We start from the raw sequence: 15,620 nt of genomic DNA on the forward strand, positions 1-15,620 counted from the left end.
TCCGGCGGCATGACTTGATGTTTACGCTGAATGAATCGATAAGCAAAGCGTGGCGTTGCCGTCCTGCGGCCTCTCTCCAGAAATATTTACTGGTTAACCGCAGCCTGGGAGTAGTCGAAGGGGCCATTACGCATATCCGGCTGCCACCAGATGGTTATCGCCTGGTCGTTTGATACCGGCCGACAGGCGACATCGTTACAGCCAGCGAACTTCGGTTTTGCGCACGCCGTCAGCAACATGCTCAACAGCAAAATAAACAGCGATTTTTTCATTGTCTCCTCCTTAAGGCGACAGCAAACGCGAACGGCCGTTATTTGTTACCGGCGTTGTTAACGAGCTGGTTTGCAGTAGCGATACGCGTCCAGGCCTTGCAGGCGCTTGCGTATCGTAAGCCACATACACTTCCGTAGATTCGCCAGGCTGTAAACGCGTATGCGGCCAGGCGGAAACGGCCAGCGTTCTGTCGCCACGGCAGGAAGACTCATCAAAGCGCGCTTCTTTACCGCTGGTATTGGTGATAACGCCAATGGAAATCTGCATCTCGCTGTTGCCATACCACTGCTGGCGCGTGCTGGTGCGGAAAGTCAGCGGAATGTTGCAAAGCGAACTGAGGGAAAGGCCTGACTGGCTGGACTGTAAACCGCCGGGCTGGCGGCTTTCGGCCAGGTCCTGCATTGCGCTTTCGATGTTGCGTTTCATATCGCCAGACTGATGGCGGCGGTTAATATCGCGTAACGTGTCGTTGACCTGAGCGCTGTTTTCCGCGTCGACATAGCGTGACGGATCGACCTGATCGCCAATCAAATGCGGGGTAATGATAAACAGACGCTCGCGCTGGGAGGTGGTGTGGTTGTTAGACGTAAACAGCTTACCCAGCAGCGGGATTTTGCCAAGGATCGGCACGCGTTGTTCATCATCGCCGCTCTGTTTAGTATGAAAACCGCCCATGACCAGCGAGCGCTTTTCCTGCACCAGCGCCTGGGTACTGATCACGCCGTTTTCCGTACCCTGGGCGCTGCCGTCTTCATTTTTGTCCAGCTTACCGTCTTCAACATCCACCACCAGCTGTACGGCCGCTTTATCGGGATTGTCGCCGATAGATCGCGGCGTGACGCGCAGGCTGGTACCCGCTGTCACTTCGCGAATATCCGCCACGCGCTCCCCAATTGCGGTAATAAAAGCGGTGTTGCTGAAGTCGATGACCGCCGGCTGGTTTTCCAGCGTCAGGACGGAAGGGTTGGCGATAATCGAAGCCGTCCCTTCGCCTTCCAGCGCCTGAATATCGGCAAAGAAGCGGTTAAAGTCGGTGACGAAAAGCGTGCTGGCGCCGCCAAGCATTGAGGCACCAGCGGTAACGTTGCCAAACTGTCCTGACCAGTTAGTGGACAGACGCGCCAGCTCGTTGCGATCGATATCAACGATAACCGCATCGATTTCAATCAGCTTCTGCGGCACGTCGATCATTTTCACCAGTTCCTGATATTCGGCGCGCAGCTTTTTGTTATCACGTACCAGCAGAGTGTTATTACGCACGTCGGCAGAGACTTTACCCTGTAAGGTTTGCCCCGGCTGCTGCTCATTGCTGCGCCCGAGGCGAGTATTACGGCCAATCATCTGCTGCATAATGCTGCGGCTTTCGCTCTGCATCGCCTGATAAGGACTGTCGCTGCCGCCACGGCCGTTCTGCGTGGTGGTGGTGCCGTTAGCCGAGCCGTTGCTGTTTTGTCCCAGCAGCTCGTTCAGCATGGTGGCGACGCCCGGCACGACCAGCGTTTGATCGCGATATTTAATGGTGCGATCGGCCACGTCGGCATATTTGAGCGGAAACGCCATCATCTGTTTGTCTTCGCTGGTCTCGGGCTCCGATTTTTTGCTGAACTGTGCAATCAGATCGACATATTTTGGCGGCCCGGTAACCAGCACGACGCCATCATCAGGCAGCTCGCCCCAGCCGAAGCGTGGCTCCAGCAGGCCAACGCCCTGTAGCGCCTGTTTGATATCGGGCGCGGCGTCGGGACTGATTTTCAGTCGGCGAGAGGTCTGCTGTGACTGAGGACTGACGTAAAGCGTGTTGTTGTAAACGAACCACTGAAAACGATGTTCCAGCGCCAGCCGATTCAGAAAAGCCTCGGCGTTATCCGCACGCAGGCGGGCGGTAACGAAAGTGTCGGGCAGGCCCGTGACGTTGGCATCGACACCGTGACTGCTGGCAAAATCCTGCAGGATAACGCTGAGCGGCGTATTGTCTGCAGAATAGGCATAGGCACCATCACGCCACTCTTCCGGCGTGCTGGCATAGCTGTGTGCAGTGCAAAAACCCAGCGCCAGCGCCAGCAGCAGGGGGCGAAAGGGTAAAAAAGCAGACGGCCCAGGCACGTTTCTCTCCTTATTATGGGTGGTCAGCGACCTTAATTAATGGCGTCAATAATCGCTTTACGAATGCCGTGCTTGTACTGGGTATATTGCGAGCTGGCCCAGTTGGCGTTAGAAAGGTCGAGCATTTCGTTCTGGAAGGCATACATATCGCTAACGTTAAACGGCTGGTCCTGGCTTTCCTGGGCAAACTGGTACATATCTTTCTGCGCGTGAACCACCTGACTGGTCAGGCGACGCTGGATCGAATCGTCATAGCTCATCGTTTCAGTCTCCTGTGAGGGTTTGTCGTTAAGTGGCGAAAGCGGGGGGCAGGTTCCGGAATGAAAAAAATATTATTAGGCCGGGCAAGAGGGAAGGGACACTAAGACGGGATGAGCGCGGCGCAAAGCTGTGGCCAGTCAAGACTGAGCTCGCCGTTTTCGGTTGCAAGACGCAGGCTGTCGCTGGCCAGCGAGGCGTCACTGATAAGCTGCCAGTCCAGCTGCGGGTGCTGCGTCAGCCAGCTGGCGACTTGCGCCATGCTTTCTGGCGCGCAGTAAAGCGTAGCGGCGGCCTGACGGCTCTGTGCTTTCAGCAGCTGTTGCAGCATCGCGGCAAGTTGCAGGCTGGCGGGCTGTTCTGCCAGCAGCTGGCTCATCGCCTGCACAAGCAGCGCTTCCGCTTTGGGGATAAGCGCCAGCTGCCATTGTTCCTGCTGCCGCTGCCAGTCGGCAAAAAGCTCGTCAGCCTGCAGAAGAAAAGCCTGCTGCTGCTGCGCGATTGCCGCGTCGCAGCGGGTTTGCGCTTCGGCCAGCATGGCCTGTGCCTGCTGTTCAGCCTCTGCCAGCTTTCGCTGTGCTTGCTGTTCGGCCGCCTGTAGCACGGTCAGCGCCTGCTGATGCAATGCCAGATCTTCTTTGGTCAACAGCGGCCCGGCCAGGAAATGGGGATCGTCCAGTACCGCCAGTTTTTTCTCAATCCACATACGGCATCTTCTCTGACTGCTGGCTCTGCCAGATCGCGGCATCGTACAGCGCGGCGAGTCTGGATGGCGGCAGGGTTAATAAAGGATATTCTTCCAGCTGCTTTACCCACTCCGGCGGAAAACGCAGGCGCAAGCGAGGCCAGCTTTGTGGATGCAGACAGCGCAGCAGCAGCAGGCCGCCCGTCGTCCAGGGCTGAAAACAGGCGGCGCTTAGCCAGCTTTCGCAGCGCAACGCTTTTGCCAGACGGCGGCACCAGATAAGGTCGGCTGCCGTCAGTTGGGGCAGGGTAAGCTGTGGGGCGCAACAGGCTGCCAGCAAAGCCAGCAGGCGCTGCCAACGGTCGTCGCTAAAAGAGGCCAGCGCCAGGATGCGCGCTTCCGGCTCTGGCGGTAGCGTATAAGGCACGGCGAAACCGGCGGCCACGGCCTGCGGATGCTGCCACGCCAGCATCTGTTGGCTGTCGGGCGGCAAAGAAAAAAAGGCGGACTGCCAGCTTCCATGCGCCTGCTGCCACCAGCCCTGTTGCCACCAGTGCAGCCAGTCAAGGGCCTGTTCCTGCGTCATTATTTACCCGTCGCCGCCGCAGCACTGGCGGGCTTCTCTTTCTTTCTGCCGGGTTTGAAGAGCAGCAGGCCAAAAGCGAGCAGCAAAATAATAGCAAACAGCGCGAATACCCATTTCACCGTGGAATATTCGTCAGGCGAGAGCTGGAAAGGCCCCATTTGCACTACCTCCACGCGGTCTTCATAGGTCTGCGCGGGAACAAAAACGATGGCTAAGTCTTTATCGCTTTTTCCTGCCAGGCCAGGAATGCTGGTGGAGACCATCTGCCGGATGCGTGGTTCGATGCTGTCCGGATCGAGACTGTTATGATATTTAATAAACACCGAGGCGGACGCAGGCTGGACAGGTTCGCCGGGTGCCAGTCTTTCCGGCAGCACCACGTGCACGCGAGCCACAACAACGCCGTCAATCTGCGCCAGCGTTGACTCCACTTCCTGCGAGAGGGCGTAAATATAGCGGGCACGCTCCTCCATTGGGCTGGAGATCACGCCGCTTTTCTGGAACACCTCACCAAGATTGGTGCGGGCCTTGCGCGGCAGTCCGGCGGAATCGAGTATTTTGACGCTGCGCTCGATATTTTCTGCGTCGACGGAAACGGAGATACCCGCTTTTTCTATGAGTTTTTGTGCCGCAATCTGGTGTTGGTTCAGTTCCGCGATGATATCGTTAGCGTCATTTTCCGCCAGCCCGCTATAGAGCACGGTTTTGTCGCCGCAGCCTGCAAGACAGAGCAGCAGCGAAAACAGCATTAGCCAGTTCAGCAGAATTTTCATAGCGGCTTATTGTAAGTTAGTCAGTTTATCGATGCTCTGTACGCCCTTAGCGACGATTTTGGCATTCATTAAATTTTCAATGTAATAGTTAGACAGGGCGGCATTCGCCTGGCTGAATTCTAATAAATTAGAAGAGCGGGAGGCTTTCTGTAAATCCTGATAGGCCGTTCTTCTTTGCTGTTCGTTATTATTTAAGGAGTCAGCCAGTCCAGAAAGAAAATGCGTGACTTCCGTTGGCGCAGAAACTTTTTCAACCTGCGGCTCTTTTAGCTGGGCGGAAAAAAAGTCTACGTCGCTTTTTTCTGGCTGAGCTGCGTTATTAATTTGTGGGGTCTGAATTAAATCGGCCTGGGATGAGGTTATTTTCATAAGCATTAACTCGCGCAGGAAAACAAGAAGAGCGCGCGGCGCGGACCGGGACAGGAGGCCCGCGCCGACAGGCTGACTAGTACTGAATTTTTACCTGAGCGGCAGCAGAACCGGCTTTACTGGCGCTGTCCGCGATACCGTTCATTTTGTTGTTCTGCGCATCAAGCTTGGCTTTATCAACCATATCCTGCTGCATCTGGCCCTGAACTTCCTGCATCTGTGACATGAAGCTTGCACCATCAGTTGCGCTTTCTACTTTCGTGGCAGCTGAAGCTGTAGTTGCAATACCGCTGGATACTGAAGACATAGTGTGACTCCCCATTAAATTTAAGTTTGAACATCAGCGTAATCATCTATTAAGTGGGCGTGACGCAAAAAGGGTTCCAAAGAAATTTAATTTATTTTTAGAGTCGGTTCAGGCAACGATATTGAGCAATTTAATACGGTGATATAGCGTGCGTCGTGGAATACCTAATTCATGTACGACGTCATCAATTTTATGGCCGTGACGATGTAAACACTCTTTTATCAGGCTGCGTTCAATACGACGTAACCTGTCTTTTAATAGCGTGGCTTCACCGTCGGCTGGCGTAATATCGCAAAGCGGCGGCAGATGCAGAACATGGCGCTCGGCAGCGGCTTTCAGCTCGCGGATATTGCCAGGCCAGCTGTGCAGCAGCAGCGCTTCATCCAGCGCCAGCGAGCGGGGCGGGATAGCCTGCTTCAGCCGCATTGCCGCTTCCTGGGTAAAGCGTCGGAACAGCGGGATAATCAGCTCGGCATGGGAGCGCACCGTGGGCGTCTCTATTTTGATGGTTGAGAGACGGAAATAGAGATCGCGCCGGAAACTGCCGGCCGCAACCAGCTCCGCCAGCGGCGTTTGCGAGGCCGCGATAATACGTAAGTCCAGCGGCACGGGACTGGTAGATCCCAGGCGGTGGATGGCGCGCGTTTCCAGCACCCGCAGCAGCTTGGCCTGTAAAATCAGCGGCATGCTGTCGATTTCGTCCAGGAAAAGAATGCCTTTGTCGGAGGCCTCTATATAGCCGGCGCGGGAGTGGCTGGCACCGGTATAGGCACCGGCAATCACCCCAAACAGTTCGCTTTCCGCCAGGTTTTCCGGGATAGCCGCGCAGTTGACCGCTATCAGCGGGCCTTTTGCGCCAGAAAGCTGATAGATACGGCGAGCCAGCGTATCTTTACCGGTGCCGGTTTCCCCTTCCAGCAGCAGATCTACCTTTAACGGCGCAAGATTATCGATCATGGGATGCAGACTGGCGTGAATATCTGTTCTGATTGTCTCGGATAATCCCGTTTCAGTAAGGAAGGCTGTAACCTTATCGTGATGGAAACTGCCTGGCTGTTTCTCACTACCCGTTACCATATTCTCTCCTGTCTTCCCTTAGACGAATTTTTACAAATTCAGTTAGCAACCTGTTGCAATGAAAAGCAGAAATGACGTGAAGCCAGCAGCGGGCCGCTCAGGGGCGATACTCAATTTTCATTTACTATTTACTAGCCTGAGCCTGAGAGGCTATCAGTTTCCTCTGAAGTTACTGTGGGGATATCCGTGCGGCAACGTAGGGAAATCCCTACAAAAAACGGCGCCGGGAACGGTAAGGTGATGTAAACAAGCGCATTATTTAGATTGCAAAACGTTAAGAATGTGTAATTTAAATTACGCCGATTCAGATTTTATCAGTATGAAATGGAACACCTTCTTGTCGCCTCCCACCCAAAACTGAGACGAAGCCCACGAAACGGGCTGAATTGCGATAGTCATTTCACTAAACAGAGGAAGCGACATGAAAATAGGCGGCGGGTTAAGCGGCGCATTTGGCGGCGGAGCAGCGGGCGGCGCTGAGGATGCGGGTACAGGTGCAGCTAAACTGCTTTCCGGTGAAAGCAATGCGAAGACGGCGGGCAACGTATTGAATTTTGGCTCTTCTTCTTCAAACGGCACGGGCGTAGAGTTCGGCAGTAAGGATGCGCTTACCGAAACCAGCAACGGTCAGTCCACCAGCAGCGAAAGCAGCATCACACAGCTGTTGAATGCCATTATGGAACTGCTGAAAAATAGCGGTGCGAACAGCGATAAATCCGGTTCTGGTTCCGGTACTGGCAACGGTTCTTCAGGCACGCAGGATGCCTCAGGCAGTAGCGACATCATGACCCAGCTGATGGACATGATTAAAAAGATGCTTGGTCAATCTTCTGAAGGAACAAGTTCTGCCGATCAGGGTAATACCTCATCTTCTTCCGGACAGAGCGGCAACGGATCGCAGGAGCAGAGTCAGGACAGCAGCGGACTGGCGGGTAAACTGGGCGGCGCGCTACAGATGCTGGGGCTGGGCGCCATCCTGTCGGCTATCTCCGGAGGGAGTGGCTCGCAGGGAAGCGGCGAGAGTAAGTAGAGCTGCAAATTATTAACATGGTTAGATTTTGTTGAGGGCGACACGGTGTCGCCTTTTTCTTTTAGAGCAAAATGCGCCGGCAAGAAAGGATAGCTGGTCGTCGTCAATCTCACCGTCTCCTGGTGCAGGCTGCTTAATGTTATACGCCTGCGGAACTTCCTGCGCCGTCAGGCCACTCAGGGGCACCGCTCTTTATCAGAGAGATTATTATGCCTTTTCATCTGTTTGGCGCACCTTCCGGTTCCAGTCGCCGCAGCCAGCACGCCACTGAATCAAAAGTGATGCTGCCCGGCAAGCCTGGCCTGGAGGGAACGCGCAACGGCCGTATTCTTACCGTAACCGAAAGCCAGCAGCAGATTTTAAAAAAAGCTAACCGGGCCATTGAGGATACGTGGAAAACGCTGGATAAAGGCTCGGCTAATCAGCTCCACGATATCATTCATACACATGGCGGAGCGGTGAAGCGTACGGTGGCGTCACGGGCTGAAGAGAGCTCGGAAGAGAATCTTCCCTGGCGCGCTGCGCGATTCCGTGCCGGAAACTGTGGCGAAATGGCGGCGGTAAACGGACTGCTGCTGGCCTCTGCCGGCATCAACGAGCCGGTTGCCGTTTGCAGCGCGCTGGATGGCGATCACGCTTTTGTGATGGTGGGCGACAGACGGATCAATGGCGAACGGATCTATTCGGATGCCTGGCCGCTGTATGGCCGGGCTGACAAAGAGCAAAATTACGATCTTTCTAAACGCTACCGCATCGTTAAAGAGTATGCGCCACAGGCCGCTAATCCAGAGGTGCGAGAGAGACTGGTACACGGTGAAAAAGCCGGTCGGGAAGAGATAAACGCGCTGTATCAGCGTGAAATGCAGCAGCAGGGCACGCCGATTGCCGATAAAGATCTTAGTTCGCTAAAGCAGATTGCCCGTCGCCACGGCGGGGGGCTTTATCAGCAGTATCAGGCCTCGAAAAATATCAACGTTTACTACCAGACCGATCGCGGCGGGGATGCGACAGAATTGAAGCCAGAGATGAAGCGCTCGGTTTACGAGTCTCGCAGGAGACGTCAGGACGGCGCAACGCGAGAAGAGGTGGCGGAGCTGTTGCGTAACGTCAATCGAGGCGTCAGGTAGATTTCGCACGCTAAAGGAGAAAAAATGGCGGCAAACCGTCTGATAAAATTACTTGCGCCGCTGCTGCGGCAATGGCGAATTGATGTGGAGCAGCTTGAGGCGAGCGAAAGTTACATCATGACGCTTGAGGGGATAACGTTGCAGTGGGAAGAAAGTCCGTTCGACCATCTGACCTTAAGCTGTCTGCTGCCGATGCGGGAAAGCGACTTTGCCAGTGCGGCAACGCTGAACACGCTGCTGCAATGCAATTTGCTGGGACTGGCGCATCCGCCTGTTATTACCGCCACGCTACCGGAACAGCGGCAGGTTCTGCTCTGGACCAGACAGCCGTTTGCCGAGCTTGAGCCGCATCAGCTGACCACGCTGTTTGAGCGTTTTACGGCACAGGCCGAAAGAATGCGCGATTTTTTGCAGTTATCGCCGCAGGTGTAGCTATCGCTGCAGGTACAAAGATAGATTTTTATCAGGCTGTTGGCGACAAACTGTAAAGTCGTCAACAGCCTGAAGAGGAAACCGGCTGGGCCGGGTTTTTTAGTGAGGCTGGTTAAAACCTGCCTTAAGCATCTCATCCCGGAAAGCGTTGGTGATAATACGGTTGCCGCCGGTAACGGGGTAGATAACGTTATTAATGACGTCATCAAGATAGTGTTCGTCAAACTCCTGCAGAGTGAGCGGCGAGCCGCCTTCATCGTTGATAGCGATAGAACCTCTGATATGGTTGCCCGAGTTGTTGGCCTTCAGGCTGTACCTTCCCATGCTGCTGTCGATAGTGCTCATAAGGTCTCCTTGTTAACGAGAGGGGTGAGCCCATAGCAAATAGCTCCACTCAGTCTAGCCAGCGGCCCACCGTCTATCGAAGGTACCGCCGTAAAGAAGATGCAAAACGTGATCGCTATCGCGAAAAATCTTTCCTGAACATTTTCATATAACTTGCTGATATTTAATGCTTTAAATAGCGGTGAAAAAAAGGTGAGTCAAAGCAGTGGATTAAAGCGAGGCGGCGACCGGCTGAATGCAGGCAGAACCTGTTTCTATGGCGGGCCTGGCGGCATAAGCATTGGTCGAATTTGAAGAGGAGGCAGATTGCTTAGCGAAACGGCAAACCGGAGCGATCGAGGGGAAAAAAAGCAGAGTTAAAAATCTTCTTCTATACTCAAGTCACTACATAGTAGAACTTTTTTTAACCGGCTGAGGAAAATGGAATGAAGATTATTCTCTGGATTATTGCGATTATTTTTATTGTCGGCCTGCTGACGCTTACTGGTGTCTTTAAAGTGCTCTTCTGATTGTATGGGGTGGCAATACGCCCGTATTGTCACCTTTTGCCCGAAGGTTTGGTCGCTCCCGACGCGTAGGGAAGTTTCTCAACGGTGGGTGAAAGCGAGCGGAATATTTCTCTCTCTTCGATTTTGTCAGCCGCGACTACCGTACGAAACAGGCAATCTTTTAAGGTGACGGGTTTCCGGCAATACGCGCAAATTGCTCCGTGATGATTACCAAAACGGTCGCCGCTAAAGGTAAAGATAATTTGTGTGTGTCCGCACTTCCAGCAGCGTATTCTCACATCGGCTCCTTAAGAAAACAGTCATTGCTAACCAGGATTAATCTTACCAAAAATTGCCGTGCGATCGATAAAGATTGTTTATCATTTTCGCTGATTGATATTAACCCATAACAACATGATTCAAAAGATATAACCTCGCACTTTAGTCTTTTTTACAATTGCCGCACGATTAGCATCCTTTGTTTTAACGCTTTTATTTTGTTTTTTGCTCAAATAATCATTAATAGCGCTAAATAAATGATGTAGATCAATTCATATTAATTAAAGATGTGCTTTCGAACGCGGGTTGCTGAAAATCTGGCCGGAAAAGATCGGCAGGTTATCTGTTAAGAAAGCGTTTTAAAAAGCGGTCGTAAAAAAGCTAAGACTAAAATCTGTTCAATGTGCATTTATGAAAGCCGCCCCCAAAATAATTACAATGCCGGTTAATTTAACAACGCGGCTGGCTTTGCTACTTCACTGAAAAAAAGCCACGCGATTTTTTAACAACACCTTCGCGATCGGTAGCTTGAACATGAAACTTTCCCGTCTCTCTCTCTTTACGCTGAGCCTGTCTGGCGTACTAAGCATTGCCACTCCGCTACAGGCGCAAACATTAGGTTCAGCCATTTCAGGAACCTGGCAAGACTTCAGCAGTAAAGTCGCTACAACCTGGGATCAACCGCAGGGCTACGATCTGTATGTACCGGCCATTACCTGGCACAACCGCTGGACTTATGACCAACAACATATCGATAAATATAATGAACGCCCGTGGGGCGCGGGTGGCGGCATCTCGCGTTACGATGAAAAAGGGAACTGGAACGGCCTTTACCTGATGGCGTTTAAGGACTCATTCAACAAATGGGAGCCGTTTGGCGGCTACGGCTGGGAAAAAATATGGCGACCGCTTAACAATCAGGACGTCCGCCTGGGGCTGGGCTATACGGCAGGGGTAACGGCTCGGGATAACTGGAAATATATTCCTGTTCCGGCAGTTCTGCCTCTTGCCTCAATAGGTTACCGCAAAGCCACCTTTCAGATGACTTATATTCCGGGAACGCACAACAATGGCAACGTCTACTTTGCCTGGCTGCGCTGGCAGTTTTAACGGCGGAAATTATGCGGAATTATAATGTATCTGCAAAAAAGGCGATATTTATCACTTTTTCGTAAAAGGCCACTGGACAAAAGCCTCAGCAATTGCTGTACTAACTGTCGACACAGTTTAGTGTCCATTTTTCATGTAAAGGTAATATAGATGTCTAAGATCAAAGGTAGCGTTAAGTGGTTTAATGAGTCCAAAGGATTCGGTTTCATTACTCCTGAAGATGGTAGCAAAGACGTGTTCGTACACTTCTCTGCCATCCAGAGCAACGGTTTCAAAACTCTGGCTGAAGGTCAGCGCGTAGAGTTCGAAATCACCAACGGTGCCAAAGGCCCATCTGCTGCTAACGTTGCCGCCATTTAAGTTATCAGACAGAATTTTAAAAACCCGCCGAACGGCGGGTTTTTTTTGCCCGTTTTATGCTGCAACGTCAAAAAGAAAAGAACTGGCCGAGCCACGCACCTGCTGCCACCAGCGAAACTATGACGGCTACTGCCTCCGCGAACGTACGGGGTAATGCCTGCATTTCGTCGCCTCCCTCTGTGTTTGAGTAAAGAGTGTGGCAAAACATTATTAAAGAAACATTAATCATTCATTACATGCAGGCACCTTGCCCGCATCGCCGCCAGCGGATAAAAACGGCCGTAACATATCCCCTTAGCGCCGGGTTGCTTATCGCGCCGCGCAGGCTATATAACCTGTACGGTAGAACGTTTCGCAGACCCGCCGAGCTGAATTCTGGAGGTAAAATGAAAATCCGACTGGCAACAATGCAAGATAGTTTTGTCCTGAGCGCGCTGCTAACCGAGCTGGGCTACGCCAACACAGAAGATTTTATCGAGCGGCGCCTGGCGCAGATGATGGACGACAGGTCCGAGCATCTGCTGATAGCCGAGCGGGACGGTCGCGCGCTTGGCTTCCTTTCCTTGCATTTTATCCCGCAGCTGGCGCTGGCCGGTGATTTCGCTCGTCTCAGCTATTTTTGCATTGCCGACGGCAAGCGCAGCGAAGGCGTCGGCCAACAGCTCCTGAAGCATGCCGAGCAGCTGGCAAAAGATCGCGGCTGCGACAGGGTAGAAGTGCACTGCCACGAACACCGTACCAAAGCGCTCGCCTTCTACGCTCGTGAAGGCTATAGCGAATCTCCACGCTATCTGATTAAAACGCTGGTCGATTAGCGGGAACCGCCGATTGCCAGCATCAGCGCCTCGGCAATGCTTTCTACCTTTTCAGCCGTCATCATTGAGGTGCTGACCCGAATAAACTGCTTATTGCCAGGGCTACAGCGCTCGCCCGGCAGCACGGCGATGCCCCTTGCCGCCAGGGTAATCATAGCGAACTGTTCTGACTGGACCGGCAAACAGAGGCTTAGTCCATCGCGATCCGGCAGCGTCAGGCCACGTTTTGCCAGCGCGTTCAGCAATAGCCTGCGGCGCTGCCGGTAAACCTCACGCGCGTGCTGAATGTGTCGTTGCGTGGCCTCATCCTGCAACATCCAGGCCACCGCCTGTTGCAGAATACGGCTGGTCCAGCCCGCGCCAAAGTTACGCCATGATTGAATACGTTTAACCAGGTCAAGGGGACCGGCAAGTACCGCCAGGCGCAGATCGGGTCCGTAAGCTTTGGAAAAAGAATGCACGTGCAGCGTACGCTCCGGAAACCAATGGCCCAGGCTGAAGCAAGGATGCGCAGACAGGTCGCCGATACCGTTATCTTCAACGATCAGTATGGAAGAGCCTGCCAGTACTTTTGCCAGCTCTTCGCTACGGGCCTGGCTAACGCTGTGTCCCGTTGCCGAATGGGTCGTTGGCTGGTAGATCATTGCCGTTGCGCCCTTACTGAGCAGCATCGCCAGCGCACCGGGTAACGGGCCATGTTCATCGCAGGCCAGCGGCATAATTTCAGCTTCGACATTGTCCAGCATATCAAGCAGACGCGTAGCGGTAGGATCTTCAATAATGACTTTCTCACCGGGACGGAACAGCGTTTGCACAATTCCGTTCATCGCATCGAAACCGCCATCGGTAGCCAGCCAGGCTTCGGCCTGAAAGGGCCAGCGTGGTTTGACCGCGGCCAGCAGCGCAGGGGAGATCGCGTCCCGCTGATAGCTGTTCAGTAACGGGCACTGAATACCCTGTAGCATTGCCGCTTGCAGATCCGGCAGCAAGGCGGGATCGGGGGAAGCCATCGCTAAATCGGCGCGGATAGCATCGCCATAATTGCCAATCTGCTCAAAACGTACCGGGCGCGGCGTCAGATAATTACCGCAGACGCGGATACCGCTTCGGCCTTTTCCCGTCACCACTTTCTGTCGTTTTAACTGCCCCCAGGCAGCCGAAATGGTGGCCGGACTGACGCCCAGCGCTTCGGCCAGCTCTCTGACCGAGGGTAAATGCGTCCCCACCGGAATTTCCCCGGTATGAATCAGTGTTGCCATCTTCGCCGCAATACCTTTTACCGACACATCGGTAAGACGCGCGGTAAACCATGTCAGGTCGACCATAAGAAATCCATTTGTTCAGTAACAAAGTAATTATTGTACAGTTAATATTATCGTCTTAGTATCGAAAACAGACAAAAACTGTTGTTTATTTGCGCGCCCTTCGTGGCCGCTTTACCAAGACGGGAAAAGAGAAATGGTGACGATCCGCTTAGCGGTACGGGACTGGGACTATTTTACGCCGCTGGCGCTTGGCGACATCAGGCCGGAAGGGTTTGCGCTGGAGGTGCATCGTGTGGAAACCCTGGTCAACGATCTTGCCGACAGCGGCTATGATGCGGCGGAAGTTTCTTTTAGCCGCTATGCTCAGCTCAGGGCGAAAGGGGATTGCTCGCTGCTGGCGCTACCGCACTTTTTAATGCGGGGGTTTCGCCAGCGCTGCATCATCACGACAGAATACAGTCCATTGATTTCGCTCGATCGGTTAAAAGGCAAAAGGATTGGCGTAACCGGCTGGCAGGATTCCGGCAATACCTGGACGCGGGCACTGCTACGTGAAGCGGGAGTAGAGGTTGAGGATGCCTTCTGGTTTGCCGGACGGTTAACCGCCGCGCATCCTGTCGTTGACCGGCTGGGCGGTTTTGGCCGTGCAGGCCGTATTGAAGCTGCGCCAGGCGAACACCCGCTTATCGACCTGCTCAAAGCTGGCGAGCTGGATGCGGTCTTCACGCCTTTTATGCCGCAGGGATTTTTCAACGGCTCCGGCCTGCGCCAGCTGCAAAGCGATTTCCGCGAGGCGGAGCTGGCGTATTTTAACCGGGTTGGCTATATCCCTGGCCATCATATCCTGGCCGTTAAGCCTGACGTTGCCCGACAGCATCCCCATCTTCCCGCCGAGTTGAGCAGAGTTATCGACGAGTCCGCTCGCCTCTGGCACGAAAAACGCGAAAAGTATGCTGATACCACGCCCTGGCTGCTCGACGAGCTGCGACGAACCGCGCAAGATTTACCTGCCGACTGGAACAGCAACGGGCTGAACGCTAACCGTAAAATGATTAGCGATTTTGCCAGCGAGCTTTTCGCACAGAAAATTACCGCTCAACGCCTTACGCCGGAAGCGTTATTTCCGGCCGCGGCCAACGGAGGTTTATGATGAAAGTCGCTTCGGGACAATTTGCGGTCAGCCGCGAATGGCAAGAGAACGCGCAGACCTGTATCCGCTTAATGGAGCAGGCACAGGCTGGCGGGGCCGATCTTCTGGTGCTGCCGGAAGGCGTGCTGGCCCGCGATATTGCCGATCCGGACCTGGTCTTAAAAGCCGCACAGCCGCTGGATGGCCCCTTTTTATCGTTAATTTATGCCGCCAGCCGCGGTAACTCACTGACAACCATGATGACCATTCACGTGCCGACCGACAGCGGCAAAGCGCTGAATGTGCTGCTCGCCATTCGCAACGGTGAAATCATCGCCCGCTACGACAAGCTGCATCTCTACGACGCCTTTGCTATGCAGGAATCCCGCAACGTCAACGCCGGCAATGAAATACCGCCGCTGGTGGAAGTGGCGGGCATGAAGGTTGGACTGATGACCTGTTACGACGTGCGTTTCCCTGAACAGGCTCGCCGGCTGGCGCTGGACGGTGCCGAGGTGCTGGTTCTGCCAGCCGCATGGGTCAAGGGGCCGCTGAAAGAGATGCACTGGGAAGTACTGGTCACGGCTCGCGCGCTGGAAAACACCTGCTATGTGGTGGCCGTTGGCGAGTGCGGGCCGCGCAATATCGGCTGTAGCCTGACGGTCGACCCGCTGGGCGTAGCCATAGCGAAAGCCGCCGAAGCGCCGATGTTGCTTTTTGCGGAGTTAGATCCTGCCCGGATCGACCATGCGCGCCACGTGTTGCCCGTGCTTGAAAATCGCCGTTTTGCCCGTCCTGAACTTAATTAA

20 protein-coding genes are annotated in these 15,620 nt (G+C 53.9%); 9 read left to right on the forward strand and 11 right to left on the reverse strand.

The window, feature by feature from the left end; genetic code table 11:
* Window positions 1-86: 86 nt before the first annotated feature.
* The 9 genes from hrpT to KUE00_RS18420 form a co-directional block, all read right to left on the reverse strand.
* Complete coding sequence (gene hrpT, locus KUE00_RS18380; protein WP_246761444.1) at window positions 87-272, reverse strand: HrpT family type III secretion system protein; 186 nt, start codon at window positions 270-272, stop codon at window positions 87-89.
* A 10-nt stretch (window positions 273-282) separates the two neighbouring features.
* Window positions 283-2,376 (reverse strand): type III secretion system outer membrane ring subunit SctC, encoded by a 2,094-nt coding sequence (gene sctC / locus KUE00_RS18385; protein WP_246761445.1) that lies wholly within the window; start codon window positions 2,374-2,376, stop codon window positions 283-285.
* A 32-nt stretch (window positions 2,377-2,408) separates the two neighbouring features.
* On the reverse strand, window positions 2,409-2,636 hold the full coding sequence (locus KUE00_RS18390; RefSeq protein WP_246761446.1) for a type III secretion protein HrpF: 228 nt from the start codon (window positions 2,634-2,636) through the stop codon (window positions 2,409-2,411).
* Between the two features lie 101 nt (window positions 2,637-2,737).
* Complete coding sequence (gene sctL, locus KUE00_RS18395) at window positions 2,738-3,340, reverse strand: type III secretion system stator protein SctL (protein WP_246761447.1); 603 nt, start codon at window positions 3,338-3,340, stop codon at window positions 2,738-2,740.
* On the reverse strand, window positions 3,330-3,905 hold the full coding sequence (locus KUE00_RS18400; RefSeq protein ID WP_246761448.1) for a type III secretion protein HrpD: 576 nt from the start codon (window positions 3,903-3,905) through the stop codon (window positions 3,330-3,332). The genes sctL and KUE00_RS18400 overlap by 11 nt, the downstream gene beginning before the upstream one ends.
* On the reverse strand, window positions 3,905-4,678 hold the full coding sequence (gene sctJ / locus KUE00_RS18405; protein ID WP_246761449.1) for a type III secretion system inner membrane ring lipoprotein SctJ: 774 nt from the start codon (window positions 4,676-4,678) through the stop codon (window positions 3,905-3,907). The genes KUE00_RS18400 and sctJ overlap by 1 nt, the downstream gene beginning before the upstream one ends.
* A gap of 6 nt (window positions 4,679-4,684) precedes the next feature.
* Window positions 4,685-5,047, reverse strand: a complete 363-nt coding sequence (locus KUE00_RS18410) for an EscI/YscI/HrpB family type III secretion system inner rod protein (RefSeq protein WP_246761450.1) — start codon at window positions 5,045-5,047, stop codon at window positions 4,685-4,687.
* A 76-nt stretch (window positions 5,048-5,123) separates the two neighbouring features.
* Window positions 5,124-5,273 carry a hypothetical protein gene (locus tag KUE00_RS18415; protein ID WP_246761451.1) on the reverse strand — a complete coding sequence of 50 codons (150 nt, stop codon included), beginning with the start codon at window positions 5,271-5,273 and terminating at the stop codon, window positions 5,124-5,126.
* 189 nt (window positions 5,274-5,462) lie between these two features.
* Window positions 5,463-6,431, reverse strand: a complete 969-nt coding sequence (locus KUE00_RS18420; protein ID WP_246761452.1) for a sigma 54-interacting transcriptional regulator — start codon at window positions 6,429-6,431, stop codon at window positions 5,463-5,465.
* A 421-nt stretch (window positions 6,432-6,852) separates the two neighbouring features.
* Here KUE00_RS18420 and KUE00_RS18425 point away from each other — a divergent pair, with 421 nt between their 5' ends.
* The 3 genes from KUE00_RS18425 (at window position 6,853) to KUE00_RS18435 (ending at window position 9,020) form a co-directional block, all read left to right on the forward strand.
* Window positions 6,853-7,461: a hypothetical protein gene (locus KUE00_RS18425; protein ID WP_246761453.1), complete on the forward strand. Its 609-nt coding sequence runs from the start codon at window positions 6,853-6,855 to the stop codon at window positions 7,459-7,461.
* A gap of 209 nt (window positions 7,462-7,670) precedes the next feature.
* Window positions 7,671-8,588 (forward strand): hypothetical protein, encoded by a 918-nt coding sequence (locus KUE00_RS18430; RefSeq protein ID WP_246761454.1) that lies wholly within the window; start codon window positions 7,671-7,673, stop codon window positions 8,586-8,588.
* A 24-nt stretch (window positions 8,589-8,612) separates the two neighbouring features.
* Window positions 8,613-9,020 carry a CesT family type III secretion system chaperone gene (locus tag KUE00_RS18435; protein ID WP_246761455.1) on the forward strand — a complete coding sequence of 136 codons (408 nt, stop codon included), beginning with the start codon at window positions 8,613-8,615 and terminating at the stop codon, window positions 9,018-9,020.
* A 99-nt stretch (window positions 9,021-9,119) separates the two neighbouring features.
* Here the strand turns inward: KUE00_RS18435 and KUE00_RS18440 are convergent, their stop codons facing one another.
* Window positions 9,120-9,365: a hypothetical protein gene (locus tag KUE00_RS18440; RefSeq protein WP_246761456.1), complete on the reverse strand. Its 246-nt coding sequence runs from the start codon at window positions 9,363-9,365 to the stop codon at window positions 9,120-9,122.
* A gap of 425 nt (window positions 9,366-9,790) precedes the next feature.
* Between KUE00_RS18440 and KUE00_RS22060 the strand changes: the two genes are divergently transcribed.
* The 4 genes from KUE00_RS22060 (at window position 9,791) to KUE00_RS18455 (ending at window position 12,417) form a co-directional block, all read left to right on the forward strand.
* Window positions 9,791-9,874 carry a small membrane protein YohP gene (locus KUE00_RS22060; RefSeq protein WP_445084017.1) on the forward strand — a complete coding sequence of 28 codons (84 nt, stop codon included), beginning with the start codon at window positions 9,791-9,793 and terminating at the stop codon, window positions 9,872-9,874.
* Between the two features lie 792 nt (window positions 9,875-10,666).
* The gene (gene pagP, locus KUE00_RS18445; protein WP_246761457.1) at window positions 10,667-11,242 is read left to right on the forward strand and encodes a lipid IV(A) palmitoyltransferase PagP; all 576 of its coding nucleotides are present in this window, start codon (window positions 10,667-10,669) and stop codon (window positions 11,240-11,242) included.
* Window positions 11,243-11,392: 150 nt separating this feature from the next.
* Complete coding sequence (gene cspE, locus KUE00_RS18450) at window positions 11,393-11,602, forward strand: transcription antiterminator/RNA stability regulator CspE (RefSeq protein ID WP_004156612.1); 210 nt, start codon at window positions 11,393-11,395, stop codon at window positions 11,600-11,602.
* Window positions 11,603-11,988: 386 nt separating this feature from the next.
* A complete protein-coding gene (locus KUE00_RS18455; protein WP_246761458.1) occupies window positions 11,989-12,417 on the forward strand; it encodes a GNAT family N-acetyltransferase in 429 nt (142 codons plus the stop codon).
* Here KUE00_RS18455 and KUE00_RS18460 read toward each other — a convergent pair.
* Window positions 12,414-13,742: an aminotransferase-like domain-containing protein gene (locus KUE00_RS18460; protein ID WP_246761459.1), complete on the reverse strand. Its 1,329-nt coding sequence runs from the start codon at window positions 13,740-13,742 to the stop codon at window positions 12,414-12,416. The genes KUE00_RS18455 and KUE00_RS18460 overlap by 4 nt on opposite strands.
* Before the next feature lie 133 nt (window positions 13,743-13,875).
* Here KUE00_RS18460 and KUE00_RS18465 point away from each other — a divergent pair, with 133 nt between their 5' ends.
* Both KUE00_RS18465 and KUE00_RS18470 read left to right on the forward strand, forming a co-directional pair.
* Window positions 13,876-14,832: a substrate-binding domain-containing protein gene (locus tag KUE00_RS18465; protein ID WP_246761460.1), complete on the forward strand. Its 957-nt coding sequence runs from the start codon at window positions 13,876-13,878 to the stop codon at window positions 14,830-14,832.
* Window positions 14,832-15,620 (forward strand): deaminated glutathione amidase, encoded by a 789-nt coding sequence (locus KUE00_RS18470; protein WP_246761540.1) that lies wholly within the window; start codon window positions 14,832-14,834, stop codon window positions 15,618-15,620. The genes KUE00_RS18465 and KUE00_RS18470 overlap by 1 nt, the downstream gene beginning before the upstream one ends.

The sequence above is a fragment of the Erwinia phyllosphaerae genome (assembly GCF_019132875.1).
GTDB classification, from domain to species: Bacteria; Pseudomonadota; Gammaproteobacteria; order Enterobacterales; family Enterobacteriaceae; genus Erwinia; species Erwinia phyllosphaerae.